12 protein-coding genes are annotated in these 14890 nt (G+C 50.6%); 6 read left to right on the top strand and 6 right to left on the bottom strand.

From position 1 onward, the window contains the following. Positions 1–3: 3 nt before the first annotated feature. Positions 4–1677: a hypothetical protein gene (locus ACJMNB_RS10300; protein WP_405342126.1), complete on the top strand. Its 1674-nt coding sequence runs from the start codon at positions 4–6 to the stop codon at positions 1675–1677. 17 nt (positions 1678–1694) lie between these two features. Here the strand turns inward: ACJMNB_RS10300 and ACJMNB_RS10295 are convergent, their stop codons facing one another. From ACJMNB_RS10295 to ACJMNB_RS10285, 3 genes are all read right to left on the bottom strand, one after another. Then, a complete protein-coding gene (locus ACJMNB_RS10295) occupies positions 1695–3164 on the bottom strand; it encodes a tetratricopeptide repeat protein (protein WP_405342124.1) in 1470 nt (489 codons plus the stop codon). A 47-nt stretch (positions 3165–3211) separates the two neighbouring features. Next, positions 3212–4312 (bottom strand): protein kinase domain-containing protein, encoded by a 1101-nt coding sequence (locus ACJMNB_RS10290; protein WP_405342122.1) that lies wholly within the window; start codon positions 4310–4312, stop codon positions 3212–3214. Positions 4313–4388: 76 nt separating this feature from the next. Next, positions 4389–5183 (bottom strand): TIGR00730 family Rossman fold protein, encoded by a 795-nt coding sequence (locus ACJMNB_RS10285; RefSeq protein WP_405342120.1) that lies wholly within the window; start codon positions 5181–5183, stop codon positions 4389–4391. Positions 5184–5286: 103 nt separating this feature from the next. Between ACJMNB_RS10285 and ACJMNB_RS10280 the strand changes: the two genes are divergently transcribed. Beyond that, on the top strand, positions 5287–5499 hold the full coding sequence (locus ACJMNB_RS10280; RefSeq protein ID WP_163436563.1) for a hypothetical protein: 213 nt from the start codon (positions 5287–5289) through the stop codon (positions 5497–5499). Positions 5500–5501: 2 nt separating this feature from the next. Here the strand turns inward: ACJMNB_RS10280 and ACJMNB_RS10275 are convergent, their stop codons facing one another. Then, positions 5502–8075, bottom strand: a complete 2574-nt coding sequence (locus tag ACJMNB_RS10275) for a TIGR03960 family B12-binding radical SAM protein (protein ID WP_405342118.1) — start codon at positions 8073–8075, stop codon at positions 5502–5504. A 360-nt stretch (positions 8076–8435) separates the two neighbouring features. Between ACJMNB_RS10275 and ACJMNB_RS10270 the strand changes: the two genes are divergently transcribed. The 3 genes from ACJMNB_RS10270 to truA all read left to right on the top strand — a co-directional run bounded on the left by ACJMNB_RS10270 (position 8436) and on the right by truA (position 11784). Continuing rightward, positions 8436–9797, top strand: a complete 1362-nt coding sequence (locus ACJMNB_RS10270; protein ID WP_405342116.1) for a GGDEF domain-containing protein — start codon at positions 8436–8438, stop codon at positions 9795–9797. Positions 9798–10069: 272 nt separating this feature from the next. After that, positions 10070–11032 (top strand): hypothetical protein, encoded by a 963-nt coding sequence (locus ACJMNB_RS10265; RefSeq protein WP_405342114.1) that lies wholly within the window; start codon positions 10070–10072, stop codon positions 11030–11032. Then, the gene (gene truA / locus ACJMNB_RS10260) at positions 11032–11784 is read left to right on the top strand and encodes a tRNA pseudouridine(38-40) synthase TruA (RefSeq protein ID WP_405342112.1); all 753 of its coding nucleotides are present in this window, start codon (positions 11032–11034) and stop codon (positions 11782–11784) included. The genes ACJMNB_RS10265 and truA overlap by 1 nt, the downstream gene beginning before the upstream one ends. Here the strand turns inward: truA and ACJMNB_RS10255 are convergent. Continuing rightward, a complete protein-coding gene (locus tag ACJMNB_RS10255) occupies positions 11781–12509 on the bottom strand; it encodes a pyridoxine 5'-phosphate synthase (protein ID WP_405342110.1) in 729 nt (242 codons plus the stop codon). The two genes, truA and ACJMNB_RS10255, sit on opposite strands and share 4 nt — an antisense overlap. Positions 12510–12522: 13 nt before the next feature. After that, complete coding sequence (locus ACJMNB_RS10250; protein WP_405342108.1) at positions 12523–13635, bottom strand: divergent polysaccharide deacetylase family protein; 1113 nt, start codon at positions 13633–13635, stop codon at positions 12523–12525. 30 nt (positions 13636–13665) lie between these two features. Between ACJMNB_RS10250 and miaA the strand changes: the two genes are divergently transcribed. After that, on the top strand, positions 13666–14559 hold the full coding sequence (gene miaA / locus ACJMNB_RS10245; RefSeq protein ID WP_405342106.1) for a tRNA (adenosine(37)-N6)-dimethylallyltransferase MiaA: 894 nt from the start codon (positions 13666–13668) through the stop codon (positions 14557–14559). Positions 14560–14890 lie beyond the last annotated feature (331 nt).

The raw sequence follows: 14890 nt of genomic DNA, 5'->3' as shown, positions 1-14890 counted from the left end.
GTAATGATGAAGTTCTGCAAAAACATATTGCCTGCTATAGTCGCCCTCTCGGCGACCTTTTGGGGGTGTTCCTCCAATAGCAGCACTGCAGGCAACAGTGCCGAAACAGGTTCTCCGGAACTCGCTGGCATTTTGTTTTTGGATGGCGGTAAGCCTGCCGCTCTTGCTCGCGTGCAATGCGTGCCGCAGGACTTCGATGCGACTTCGGAAACGCTTCCTGCGAAGTATATGACCGAAACGAATGCTAATGGACAATTCAGCTTAGATTCTATCCCGACAGGAACCTATTCGCTTGAAGCATACCACGAAGAATCTGGCGAGCGTCTCTTGGTGCAGAATGTCAAGGTGACAGAAGATGATTCTGTTGCCGTGAATGATACTTTGGCGGTACCTGGAGCGCTCCAATTCTATCTATTCAATTCTTTAAAAGAGGGTTCTGTTGGTGTAGCGACGGTTCTCGGAACGACTGTCCTTAGGGAAGTGGTTGTGCACGATGGAAAAGTGCTTGTAGATAGCCTTCCGGCAGAAACGCTTTCTGTGCATCTCTATTTTGAAAATGATAGTTTGGAATATGGCGGGGTTGTTGTTGTGTCGGGTGATACCATGGCTGTCGCAAAAATAATAGAACCGGATCCTTCCATCGTAAAAACCTTTGTCGCACCACTTGCACTCCCCAAAGGAACGGACACTTTGTCTTCTTTCGTCAGTGATATCCCGCTTGCGCTTCGCCTTACGCCTGACAACAGCGACTTTGATTCCCTTGCAAAATTAATGTCAAGGGCAGATGGTCGTTGGGAAGTTGTGCGCATTTCTCCAGATGGTGGCCGCAGCAAAAAACTCCCGATTGCAAAACCGTCTTTGAATGAAAATGAAGCCGTGTTTTGGGTGAATGTTGATTCGCTGAATGTGGCGGACTCCTTGGAGCTTTCCTATAACAGTGCGGTTGAGTCTGCGTATGCAAATGACGTGTTCCCGACAAACCGTAGCTATTCGCTGGTATGGCATTTTGATAGTGGACTTTCTTCTGTCGAAGATGCTGCTGAAAAAGGATATTTCGCCGGGAATGTCGATTCTGCAGCTGGTGCGGAACTTTCTGCTAGCGTGGTCGGCAATGGAGTGTCGCTTGGGGCGAAAGACTTTATTGTCGCTAAAAATTCAAGTGATCTTGATTCAGCCCGAAAAGTGAACTTGACGCTAGCCTCTAGTGGATATTTCTGCTTTTCTGTGTGGGTACAGCTGGAGTCGCTCGACAAGGAACAGACTATTTTTGAAAAGTCAGAAGAGTATGCTTTGCGTTATGTTCCAGAAAAGGGCTTTGTCGTAGAACTTTACTATATGTCCAATGATATAGAAAATACAGCTGATTCGGCAACTCGCATCAATTTCTGGAATTCGGGAACGAATGACATTGTTGCGGGCGAATGGATTTTTGTCGCGTTTAACCGCCATCAAAACGAGCGTGTAACATTCTTTGTCAATGACGTTAAGGTCGATCCCGAAGTTGAATATGCTGGCTGGGACGGCATTCGCGAAAATTTGCATGACTTTAAAGTTGGTGGCTTTACCGGCAAGATAGATGAACTGAACCTCGGTGGTTGCTACCGCGATGATTCCTGGACGCGCCTGACATACTTGAACCAGAAACCGACTGGTTCCTGGCCCATGTTTATCAAGTAAATTTCGTCAAGCAGTTTTTATGAATTCGCTTTCTTCTGGGAATCCAGAATTCTCTGCGCTTGCTTGGCCAGGATGTCCGTACCGTTCATCTCGATAACCTTCTGCAAGCGCTTGATTCCGTCTTCTTGCTCAATCTTGTTGGTGACGCAGGTTTCACCTAAAATGTAAAGGGCGCGTCTAGCGAAGTTCCTGTCTTTCTCTAGCATAAGGCCCTTCTTCAGGAACATGATTGCTGCTTCGGGGGCGTTTTTCGCCTTGGCAATTTCGCCCCATTCAAGCCACTGGTTGCTGGAAATTTCGATGTACAGCTTGTTCATGCTGTCGGCCAGTGAACGCACCGCAGCCTTGTCGATGGGATGTTCCTGCAAGAGCTGTATCATGGCTTGAGAGAGCAGGCGCAGAGCCTGGTCAGAACGGCCTCCCTTGGCGTTTTCTATTCCCGATTCGATCATGGCGCGGGTCTTTGTCTTCATTTCGGCCATGGGGTTTCGGTGGGCTACGCGCTGGGCTCTTTCTAGCAAGGCTTCCTGCTTCAGTTCGTAACGGGTCTTGCGGCGGGTTTCAATCTTCAATCCGGCAAAGGCTCCCACGCCAAAGGCGACGGGCGAAAGCACCGTAACCGCTCCGAAAATGTTGGGATTCACGAACCAGTTTACGGCCATGTCGAGCAGAAGACCCGTAAAGCATAGTGCAGAAACCGGTTGCGAAACCATGTCCTTGCGGGGGGCAAATGCGGTCGCGCCCAGCAAGAATGCGAGGGTGAGGCTCATGCCCATGTAGCGTTCGCCACTGTAGTGGTCAAAGAAGCTGGTGCTTGTAAGGAGGCTGACCAGAATGCCTCCGGCAAGGGTCCAGCCCACAATGCATCCCCACAGGATAAACCATTGCCAACGGCGTTCCAACTTTATGACGGTAAAGACGAAGAGAACTGCAAAAAGAATGTAGTTCCACACGCTGGGGAATAACAGCCAGCTGGTAAGGAGCCTGTCGTATTGTTCCTTTTTCGGGGTAAAGGCCATATTGTAGCGCACGAATTTGTCGGTATAGTTGTCTATCCATTCGGCCAATTCATGCTGGAAATCCGCTTCGCCCGGGTAGCGGTTGTTCTTTTCGATAAAGGCTTCCTTGCCGCCATTGATTTCCCACCATTCGCGGAAATCCTTTTTCATGATTTCGATGCGGTCTTCGACAATGTACGAAGGCTTCAGGGCAAAGGCCCTGCTGCGGAATTGTTCGAATTCTTCTTGCCTGATTTGTTCATTGGGTTCAAGGCCGACTCTTCTGAAATTATTGGCACCTTCTTCTTCCCACCATTTGTCGAAGGACTTGACGATTCCTTTTTCGTAACGGCTTTGCTTGACTTGCGGCATGATTCCGGTGACGCCGTTAAAAATGCCGATACCTATAATCGCCAAAACCACCAAATAATGGATTGGCTTAATTTTCTTCAAAAGGGCAGTAATATTCGAGATAGAGGACTTGTTCATATCCTGAATATATACTCGCGAATGTTAAAGTGAAAATTTTATTTTTCTTAAAAACGGTTGTATTCGCGCAATTGGTTCCACAAGAAATCCGTATTCACGTCGCGGTACCCTTGGGCGTTCACCCGTTCACGCAATTTGTGAGCTATATCAAACAGGTTCGGGCAGTTTTGCATGCGCTCGAAACTGTCGAAAATCGTAAGATTGTCAATCCATTGCGTCAGTTCGGGGAATCGCGGGTCGCTAAAGCGGTTTTCTCGACCGGTCTTCAAGTATTCCAGGTAACGGTCGGTTATGCGGTAACCGTCTTCGATAAAAATATCCATGGCATGGGGGAACAACTTCTCGCCGGTCAGGTATTCGTGCACGATAATGCCGAAGCTGAAGTAGTCTACCGATGCAGAAAGGTTTTCGCCCATAATCGCCTGTTCGGGGGCGCTGTAGCAGGGCGTCATCTGTCCACCGTATTCGGTGATGGTTTCACGGAGTTTTGCCTGGGCGTAGCCGAAGTCGCAGATCAGAATCTTGTGGTTGTTCTTGTGCTGCGGGTTTTGGCACAGCAGAAGGTTCTTGGGCTTAAGATCCTTGTGAACCACCTGGTAGTAGTGCAACTGGCTAATGGTGTTTGCAAGGTAGGCGAGCTGGGCCACGCGATGCATCACCTCGTCGTCGGTCAGGTCTTTCTTGAAAAGCCTGTCCAGGGAACATCCCTTGATAAATTCCATTTTCAGGTAGGGGTGCCTGCCGGCAATACCGCCACCCATGCTCTGTACCACGCCCTCGATATTGGTGGCGTGAATCAAGTTGTTGATGCGGATTTCATCTTGGAAGGCGCTCAACAGCATGTTCAGACGGTGCAGCCTGTTCTTGCCGGGGGATGCCCAGAACTTGCAAATCTTGACGACGATTTCGGTTTCCGTGTAGCGGCTTGGATCCGTCGGGTGTTCTAGCCAAAACTGGGCACGATACAGGTTGTTCGTGCCTTCGAGAGTCAAAGGCTCCACTAACTGAATGCGTTGAACGGCTCCGTTGTGCAGGTATTCCGGATTCTGGTCAAACCACCTCTGGTATTCTTCCATGGTGTAGTTCGGTCGCAGGGCCATGTTCCTGGACACGCGGTCAAGAGTCTCTGCCAAGATGTTTCTGAGCATGACCCAAATTTAGCTAATCCCCAAAACAAAACAAGGTGCCGCCGAGCGACACCTTGCTTATAAATTGTGAGTTTATTTATTCCATTGTTTTTTCCAATGCCGTTGTAATGACATTGTAAGCATCATCTACGGTATCGCAGAAATGGAACAACTTGAGGTCGTCCTTGTCGATCATTCCCGTATCGGCCAGGTGCTTCCAGTTGATGACCTTGTTCCAGTACTTGGATCCGTAGACGACTACGGGCATACGGTCTCCGTATTTCTTGGTCTGGATCAACGTCAAGAGTTCGAACATTTCGTCGAGGGTGCCGAAACCGCCCGGGAATACCACGAGGGCTCTCGCCATCTTCATGAACCAGTACTTACGGATAAAGAAGTAGCGGAACTGCAGGTTCAGTTCGTCGTCGATGTAGGGGTTCGGGTGCTGTTCGAAGGGCAACTTGATGTTGAGACCGATCGAAGAAGTTCCTACGTCGTTGGCACCACGGTTGCCCGCTTCCATAATGCCCGGACCGCCACCGGTCATGATGGCGAAACCCTTGTGCTGCTTGTTGGCCCAACGGCCAAGCTTTGCACCGAGCTGGTGTGCGGCGTCGTAGTATTCTGCGACGGATTCGAGCCTTTTCAGTCTTTCCAGTTCCTTGGCGCTTTTGCACTTTTTACGGCGCTTCACGATTTCGCTCATGGGGAGCGTACGGGCAGAACCGAAGAACACGATGGTGTTCTTGACGCCTTCCTGGGCGAAAATCTGGGAAGGGCCCATGAATTCGGCAATGATTCTGATCGGGCGACCGACATCGCTGTCGATAAATTCCAAATTGTGGTAAATCATCTTACCGGGGGTCGCTTTAATAACTTTTTTCGAGGCCATGATAAGCTCCTTTTTTTCACCAAAATACCTTCAGAATTTGAAAAAAGCAACAAAAAAACGCTTTTTTTCTGCTTGCAAACAAAAAAATCTTTATATTTAGGGTATGCTAGTAAAGATTTGGACAGACAGCTTTATCATCACCGGCGAAATCGACACGCTCCGCGACGAGCGTCTCACCGATTATATCCGTGAAAACAAGGATTTCATTGCCGTTACGCAGGTGCGTGTAAGCGACAAGAGCGAAAAGGACTTGTTCCGTACGCACTTCCTCAATGTGAGCACTCGCCACATCGAGATTATTCTGCCGGCTGAATAAAGTTACCATTCCATTGCGATTTTCTTGATCAGATAGCGGCGAGAACTTTCGTCGAGTTTTTTCGGGTCAAATTCTACACCCATCAAGGCTGCGTAAATATTGAACGGGCTCACGGTCGTGCCCATGTTGTTGCATTTTACCTTGGTGATGATGGCGTCGCCAGCGATCTGGATTCCGAGCAGGTGTTCGTTCAGGTTGATTTCCTGGCCGCGGTGGTTTAATACCACGGGGAGCGTCTTGTTCTCGAACTTTTCCATGATGCCTTCGGGGATAGCCTCGGGCGTGAAGGAATAGATCATTGCTGTCGGCATGTGCTTGCTGAGCTTTTCCTTCAGCGGTTCGATGTTCACGATTTCCATGCCGCGGGGGAACGGTCTCGAAAGTTCCGCCATGAGTTTCGGCAAGTTCTCTTTAGAAATATCAAGGGGCTGCAACAAGTCCACACTGATGACTTCGCAGTAGGTTTCAAGACCCAGGGGCAGTGCGCCCATGTTCGAAATACGGGGCTTCGGACTGAAGCCTTCGCTGAACTTGATGGGGATGCCTGCGCAAAGGAAGGTGCGTTCGAAGAAGCTGAGCATGTTCTGGTGCGGCAAGAATCGACTGAGACCAGTCTTTTTGAAAGTAATCTTGTAGCTGTGGCAGCTCTTTTGCGTGGGGCGGCGTTCCGCCACAAGCTTCTTGATTTCTTCGGGCGTGCGGCTCGGGGCCTTGTGGCGCACCGGGTCGTTGGCGAGTTTGATTTCTGCACCAAAGCCCGGGATGCCGCACTTCTGGCAGTCGCCCCATTTGCAGTTGGGCACGGGGGCGGAGTCTTCCTTGAAGGCTTTTTCCCATTCGCCGCGAAGGTACTGCTTGCTCGTGCCTGCGTGAATAAAGTCCCAGGGGAACACTTCGTCTTTTTCGCGGGTGCGGTACACCCAGCTGGTGTCGTAGCCGCATTCGTCCCAGACCTGTAACCACTTGTCGAAATCGAAACGGTAGGAATCGCTTTCGAAGGTGATGCCCTTCTTGTAGGCGGCGTAAATCACGGGACCCAGCCTGCGGTCGCCGCGACTATAGACGGCTTCCAAGAAGCTTGTTTCCCAAGCGGCCCAGTTCACCTTCACGTTCGGATGCCTAAAGAATCTTTCGCGCACGTAGCGGATATGCTTGAGGGCGGTTTCTTTGTCCATGAAGGGGGCCCACTGCAGGCCCGTGAAGGACTTCGGAATCAGGATGCCCATGCTCACGGCAATCTGGCAGCTGCGCAGGTACTTGCGACCAATCTTCACCAGGTTCTCGATCAGGTTGCAGAACGCTTCCATGTCCTGCTCATTTTCAGTCGGGAAACCAATCATTGTGTACAACTTAATCTTGTTGAATCCGCTAGAGAAGGCGTGTTCGGCGGCGTTGTACATGTCCTGGTCGCTGATGGTCTTGTTGATCATCTTGCGAATGCGTTCGGAGCCCGTTTCGGGGGCGAAGGTGGCGCTGCGGCCGCCCTTCAGGGCTGAAATCTTCTGGGCCAGGGTTTCACCGAAGGCGTTTACGCGGATACTCGGGAGGCTCACGTCCACGGTATCGAAGAACGGGTCGTCGATAATGGAATCGGTGAGACCTTCCACCGGCTTGTAGTCGGCGGTAGAAAGGGATAGTAGGCCCAGTTCGCGTTCACCGGTAGCTTGGATGCCGGCCTTGGCAATGTCCAACACGTCATCCGGGTCCAGCTCGCGGCAAGGTCTGTACCAAATGCCTGCCTGACAGAAACGGCAGCCCTGGGCGCAACCGCGCATGACTTCCACGCTGAATCGGTTATGCACCAGCTGCATGTTGGCAATCAGGTTCTTGATGGGGTAGTTCTTCGGGTCCATGACCGGAATGAACTGGCGGCGTACACCGTTTGTATTCTGGTAGCTGCCCTTGGCGGGTTCCGCGGGAACGATGTCGCCGAATTCGTTGGTGACAGTGGGGCGCAGAGTCGGAACGTACACGCCGTCGATTTTAGACAAATTCTCTAGAATCTGGGCGCGGGGGAGCTTGGCCTTTCTTCCTTCGCCTACGCATCGCAGGAACTTGGTAATCATATCTTCGCCGTCACCGATCATGAAGGCGTCAAAGAAGTCTACGACCGGCTCGGGGTTTGCCATGGCGGGGCCGCCGGCTACAAGAATCGGGTCTTCTTCACGGCGGTCTTTCTGCCACACGGGAATGCGGGCGATGTCAAGTACGTAGGGCACGTTAGTAAAGTTCAGCTCCGTCTGGAGCGTCATGCCCACCACCTCGAAATCGCGTACCGGCGTGTAGCTGGCGTAGCTGTACAGCGGAATGTCGTACTTTTCCATTTCCTTGGCCATGTCTTCCCACGGTGCAAAGGATACTTCGCACAGCAAGTCCGGTTCGCGGTTAATCACATGGTACAGAATACGGATTCCGTTATTGCTCATGCCGATTTCGTACTTGTCGGGAAACACGAACGCCATGCGGCAAAGCATCTGGCTGTGGTCCTTTACGACACTGTTGGCTTCGCCACCCATGTAACGGGCGGGCGATTCGACGGCAGGGAGAGCTAACGCAATTTTATCGAGAATGGTCATAATGTGAAATTTAGCTAAATAAAGCCCGCCCGTTACCGCTGTGAGCAACAAAGCCCTCGGGAGTTAACCGAGGGCGGTTGCGAGAGCGCAGTTTATAAGTTGAAATTAATAGTAGAAGGAAAAAACTGCGCGGTCATGTGAGCGGGCGGGGGATTCGACGGCAGGGAGGGCAAGGGCAATCTTTTCGAGGATGGTCATAGTTAAAAATGTAGAAAATAGAGCCCTAAATAGGTTGATTTTCCGGTATTGAGCCTTCAGTTACTAGAAAAGATGAAATAAAAAGCTTCTTGTAGTAAAAAATACTGGTAACTATTAAGTAATAATTGCGCCAAAGGCGACCTTTTAACTACATTTAATTGTATGAGCATGTTTACTTATTTCGTTTGGCTGATAGCGTTTGTCGCAGGAGTAGTCATTTCGTACTTTGTGCCCGAAACGACGGTTCCTATTGGCGGAAAGTTCATCTTTGTAGGGGCGTGGGGTGCAGTCCTTGGCCTGGTCCTCTACAATGTTTGCAAGCGAAAGCTTGATATTGCCGAAGAAGACTTTAACGAGGCTCTTTATTCAATCAAGGATTCGAAGCTGTCTATGACTTCGGGTCTTACCTTGACGGAACCGGATCCCCTTGCCGCTCCGCCTGAACCCGAAGACATGGCTCTTCCGACCGGTGCCATTTCTTCAAAAGATGCTCTTGCCAAAAAAGTCGACGAAATCTGTGTCAAGTTCCCGCTGGATGCCTGGAAAAAGTATGCTCGCTGTCTTTTAAAAGATCGCCCCGTTCCCGAGGTGATCAAGGCCTTGGAACAATTGCTCCCGCAGCTTTTCCCCAATGCCTCTGGAATCTTGTATATGTATGCAGGTACTCAAACGGACCTGCGCAAGGTGCTTGGCTTTGGCGAAACGGTCTTTAGCGACGATGTGATTCGCCCTGTGGAATGTGCCAGCTTCGATGCCGGTGACATCGTTATTACGGACTATTCGAACCCGAGCGTCAATGCTGGTTGTACCCATTTGCATCACCATCCGCATGGTATTTCGTTCTGCGCCCCTATTGAAGGTATCGAAGAACATTTCGGTATTTTCTCGTTGCAGACCGATGTCTTGCCTGACAATGAATCCATGGATGACTGGCATGCCAAGGTGAGCGCTGTTGCGACGACCTTTGGCCTCTATATTGCAAACCAGAACCTGGGTGCCCGTTATAGGCAGCATAGCATCCGTGATAGCCTCACGGGTCTCTTCAATCGCCGCTATATGGAAGAATCCCTGGTTCGCGAGGTCTCTGCTGCAACCCGTCACCGCTCGCCGATCGGCCTGATCATGATTTATCCGGACGCGGTAGCCCAGATCCAGGAACAGCGCGGTCGCCATGCGGTGGAACAGCTGTTGTGGGAACTTGGCCAGCGTTTGCCGGGCTACGTTCGTAACGAAGACATTCCGTGCCGTTACGAAGGCGAGGTCTTCTGCGTGATTTTGCCGGGGGCTGACCTTAAGATTACCCGTGACCGTGCCGAACGCATTCGCCACGAAATCTCCCAGCTCAAGATTGCTTATGGCGAAACCGTGCTTGAAACGACCCTCAGTATGGGCGTTGCAGTGATGCCCGCCCATGCAGGCGATGCCCGTGGACTTCTGCAGGCTGCCGGCGAATCCATGCAGATGGCTATCCAGTCCGGAGCTAACCGCGTGATTCTTGCCGAGGCACTTGGGAAAAAGCGCTAAAGCCCAACTGTTTAATCAAATTTTATTAATTTGTCTGCAAGGTTCTTTGGGCCTTGCAGATTTTTTATGGAAGAAAAAAACTCAGCTAACTTGCGTTAGCTGAGCTTTTTGGGGGTTAGGAGGAGAACAAAGAGTTCTTGAGTTCAAAGATAGAAAAAGAGTGCGTGAAAAAGGGTCTGTCTGCCAATCTTTCTTGAAAAGCGTTGAGAAATTTTCAACATTCTCAACGAGTCATATTGGGCGCATTTTCATTTTTTTACTATTTTTAGGCTATGAAAAAATTTTTAGCTCCCATTGTGTTGCTCGTCCTGGCTTCCGCTTTGGCTGTTTATTTATTGATGGATTTCTCCGGTTCCCGGGGATCCTTTAATGCAGAAGCTTACCTGACGGCTCGCTCTAAAATTGATTCTCTGGAACATGCGCTTTGGAATGCAAAGGCGAACCCTGACCTTCAGGTGAGTATTCGTCTGCAGCTGGATTCTGCTTGGGAAGAATTGTCTTCGATGCGTGCAGCTCCTGCGGTGGAACCTTCGGAAGGGGCCCCCGTTGATTCCGGTTCACACTCCGCAGACATCGTCAAGTGGATTGTGGGCGGCGTGTTGGCCGTAGGCGTCTGTGTTGTTATTCTGATTCTGGTTCTCAGGAAGCGTCAGGAAATTATTACCCGCCGTATGGAAGCCATCAAGGCCGAACGTTTCAAGGAACCGAAGGCCGTTCTGGACGATGCGACGATTCCGCCGCGTCCCCGCCGCGAAAAGCGTTCCATTATTGCTGACGCCGAAGAATATGCGGCGCAAAAGCGTGAAACCATGGCTCAAGAAGCGGCTGCAAGGGAATCAAAGCCCGAAGAAGCCCCGAAGGTGGAATTCGAAGATGAAAATGGAATTCCCGAAAACAAGATCTTGACCAGCGCTTCCGACAGCAAGCCTACCCTCAGGCCCACGGCCAAGGAACGTATTACTTCTGCCATGCAGAATCTTTCTGATGTGTTGCGTGCTCCCCGCGGTCTTTCCCGTGAACGCACCATGAAGCTGCGTGCCCAGAGCCGTAACCTTACAGGTGATCCTAGCCTCAAGCAGAGCCCTCTTGAAGTTACTCGATTCGATCGCGAGTCCAACGAAAAGATGAAGATCCTCCAGATGTCCCGTCGCGGCTTCCCGGCCTCGGCTATCGCCTCTAGCCTGAAGATTTCCCAGGAAAAGGTGGAAGCGGTCATCAAGGAAGCCATGGGCTAATGCGTTATCGATTCCGCTGCGAATACCTGGGGTCGGCTTTTTACGGCTGGCAGGCCCAGAACGAGGGCGGAAAGACCAAGTTCGTCACAGTCCAGTCCGCTCTTGAAGATGCTTTTGCGATAGCACTGCGTGTGCCGGTGCGTATTACCGGTTCCGGTCGTACCGATACGGGTGTACATGCCCGCGGACAGTGCGTGCATTTTGATTATGATGGTGAAATTGATTGCGGAAAGCTGGTCCGTTCTATCAATGGCCTAACCCAAAGGCTTATCCGCATTCGCGACTTGGAACCCTGTGCCGCCGATTTCCATTCCCGCTACGACGCCCTGTGCAGGTATTACCAGTATACCATTTATACGCGTCCGGTAGCCTTGCTGCGGGACTTCGGCTGGGAATGCGGTTCCTTGAATCTTGATTTGGACGCTATGGCAAAGGAGGCGCAGTCCTTCTTGGGTCATCACGATTTTATCGATTTCTGCATTCCCCGTAATGACGGCAAGCCGACGGATTGCATTCTGACGGAATTCCGTCTGGAACGGCTAAACGACTGGAGCTGCATGTTCCATATCAAGGGAAACCGCTTCTTGCACCGCCAGGTGCGGGCCATGGTCGGAACCTTGTTCGACGTGGGCCGTGGCAAGCTTCCTCTTGGAACCGTACAAACTATTTTCGACAAAAAATTTAAGGGCGAACGCACATGGGCGCCGCCCCAGGGATTAGTCCTAGAAAACGTGGAATATAAGGATTATTAACCCTTAATCGTATCGATCATGTCGCGTACGGCACGGTCGATACCGATCATTACGGCCTTGCTTACAATGCTGTGGCCGACGATGATTTCGTCAATGCCTTCGATGGCGGCGATGGCTGCTACGTTGCGGTAGTTCAGTCCGCGTCCGGCCTTCACCTTGAGTCCATACTTTCTTGCAAGAACGGTCATGTCTTCGAGGGCGGAAATTTCGCGTTCCACTTCTTCGGCGCTGCCAAGGGTGCAGCTGGTGGCGTACTTGCCCGTGTTGAATTCCACGAAGTCTGCGCCAATCTTTTTGGCGGCCTTGACCTGTTCGGTTTCGGCGTCAATGAAAACGCCTACCGAAATATCGTTGTTCTTGAGGGTCATCACCGGCTTGATGAGGTCGTTGGCCTTGGCGGCTACGTTCAGGCCGTCTTCGGTAGAAAGTTCCGTATGGGTTTCGGGAACAAGAGTCACGGTGTCGGGCTGGTTGTTGATGGCAACTTGCACCATTTCCTGGGAGGGGCTGATTTCCAAGTTCATCTTGGTGGTAACAGTCCTACGCAAAAGCTGTACGTCGCGGTCTTGGATATGTTGCTTGTCTTCGCGCAAGTGCATGGTAATGCCTGCGGCGCCTGCAAGTTCTGCAATTACTGCAGCTGCAATGGGATCCGGTTCGCAAATTTTGCGGGCTTCACGGATGGTGGCGATATGATCAACGTTAAATCCAAGTTTTACGGTCATACGGGACTCCTTATCATTTCTTCATAAAGGTAGATAAATTTATAAGCGTGGTACCTTGGCTCTTGACTTTTGTTGGTAGATCGCTCAATTTTTCGACTGTACTTACTGTCAAGGGGAGAATCATGACGGCAAGCCCGTTGCGTTTTGCTTCCCTGATTTTGGCTTTGGTATAGTCGTCGAGGGAGCTGTTTTCCGGGTTGTAGGCGACAGCCTCTTTGCAGGTCATGCTCAGTTCTTTACAGATTTGAGGTACAATGGAACGCTTGTTGGCGGAAATATCCATAAACCAAAGGGCTCGGTCTTTGGCGGGCTTTAAAATGGCTTGTAAAAGCTGGCGGTGTTCCACGGCCTGTTCGCCATAGCGCGATACGATACCCCGGGCTTCGGGGAACTTGGAGCTGGCATCACCAATGACGGCCTCGATTTGCTCTTCGGTATGGTGAATGCGCAGGGGCCTCAATTTGTTGTGGGCCTTGTTCAGTTTAGTGGATTCAAGGGTTAGCCAAAGGGTGATGTTCCTGTTGTATATTTTATCCAAATTGCGGTATTCTTCGTCGCTTAAGCCGAAGGGCGGAATCAATAAATCGTAGGCGTATTCCAGTTTCTTGAGAGCGGCCACCAATTCGGGGGTCAATTGGGTAACCTGGAAGGCGACTGCCAGTAACGAGGCTCCCAGTTTGAATTCGTTGCGGGAAACCTGTATTTCAATGTTTAATGAATCGCCGTTGTCTTTGAGGAGGTCCACTCTGGCGGCTTGGAAAACCTCGTTGTTGTTGTAGAGTTCTTCCATATAGAGGATTTTACCGCCGGCCTTTTTTACAAATCGCTGCATCTGCAGGAGATAGGTGATGACGGTCTCTCCTCCGCCCATTGTCCATATGTGGCGTTTTTTGCGCTTGGAGTAGCTGACTTCCAGTGGGTCCAGGGCCCGTTGCATTCTTTCTTCGAAGGTCAACGTGTCTTGTGTCGAGGCGTCGATGGCAGTCGTGTCTGCTGCCGTTTGTTTGAAGCCTTTGATGCCGTTGAGTAACTGCAGTTCGGAAAGCTTGGGTAGCAGATAGACGAAGCCTCCGATTAAGACTGCCAGAACGATTATTATGGCGACAACGTGTTTCATTTTTCCCATGGTAGGTGCTAATATAACTAAATTGGCGCTATGCCTATCTTATTTGCCTTGGTCGGTGCGACGGGAATCGGTAAATCGAACTTGTCGCTTGCGCTTGCGGAACATTACGATGCCGAAATTATCGGTGTTGATTCTCGTCAGGTATACCGGGGCTTTTGTATCGGTACGGCACAGCCAGACTCGGCTAGCCTTGCAAGGGTCAAGCATCACCTAGTTGATTTTCTGGATCCGATGCAGTCCTATTCGGCCGGAGCCTTTTGCTCGGCGGTTAAAGGATTGTTGGAATTGAATCCGCAGAAGAACTACATTCTGGTCGGTGGTACGGGGCTTTATTTGCAAAGCCTGATGCTTGGACTCCCTAAGATTCCCGCAGTGCCCGAAGCAGTTCGTCGCGAACTGGAAGAATTCGCGGTATCTCAAGGTGCAGATAGTTTGTACAAAATAGCGCTGGAGATAGATCCTGAACTTGTACAGAATGTTGAGCCGAATAATGTACAGCGCTTGATTCGTGTGGTAGAAGTCTTCAAGGCGACGGGCCGCAAGCTTTCGGAATACCAGAAAGAACGTGAAGGCGGGATGGGCGAGTTGCCCGTATTCTGGCTACAGCGTGATCGCGATACTTTGTACAAAAGAATCAATGAGCGCGTCGACCAGATGATGAAAGACGGCTGGCTTGAAGAAGCCCGGGAACTTTCTAAGACGGTTCCGCTCTCGGCTCCGGCTTGGCAGAGTTTGGGCTATCGGGAGCTTTTGCTGGCGCAAAATGCCTCTGAAATGGCAAAAGTAGTCGAGGAAGTCAAGAAAAAGACTCGTAACTATGCTAAAAGGCAGCTAACATGGTTCCGTGGCCAGATGAATTGCACTTCTATCGACATGGAAAATGCCCCTTTGAAGGCGATTTTGGGCTTTTTTGAGAAAAATTAATCGGGCTGCTTCAAAAAAGTTGTGAATAGTTTGTGAATTCTCGGGTAACTCCCTGCGAAAGAGCCGTGGCATTCCCGTTTTTTGCGAAAATAAGAAAAAAATGCGAATTTTTCTGCGAAATTACCCTTGCAAATGTTCCTGAAAATTCTATAATTGGCGTCGTTCCTGAGAGGGACGGCCGAAAACGAAACGCTGAAAGCGAAGAACCAAGTAAGCCGCGATCAAGGGACAGCAACCCGAGAGGTTGTTGAGTAGATTGAAGGAATCGGAGATGTGCTTAGTGACGGGTCCAAGAGATTTCTTGGAAAGTCAATTATACGAACGTGATTAA

The organism is Fibrobacter sp. (genome assembly GCF_045131395.1).
GTDB lineage: Bacteria > Fibrobacterota > Fibrobacteria > Fibrobacterales > Fibrobacteraceae > Fibrobacter.
Note: the sequence above shows the minus strand (reverse complement) of the source record. Positions and strands in the feature narration are given on the sequence as shown.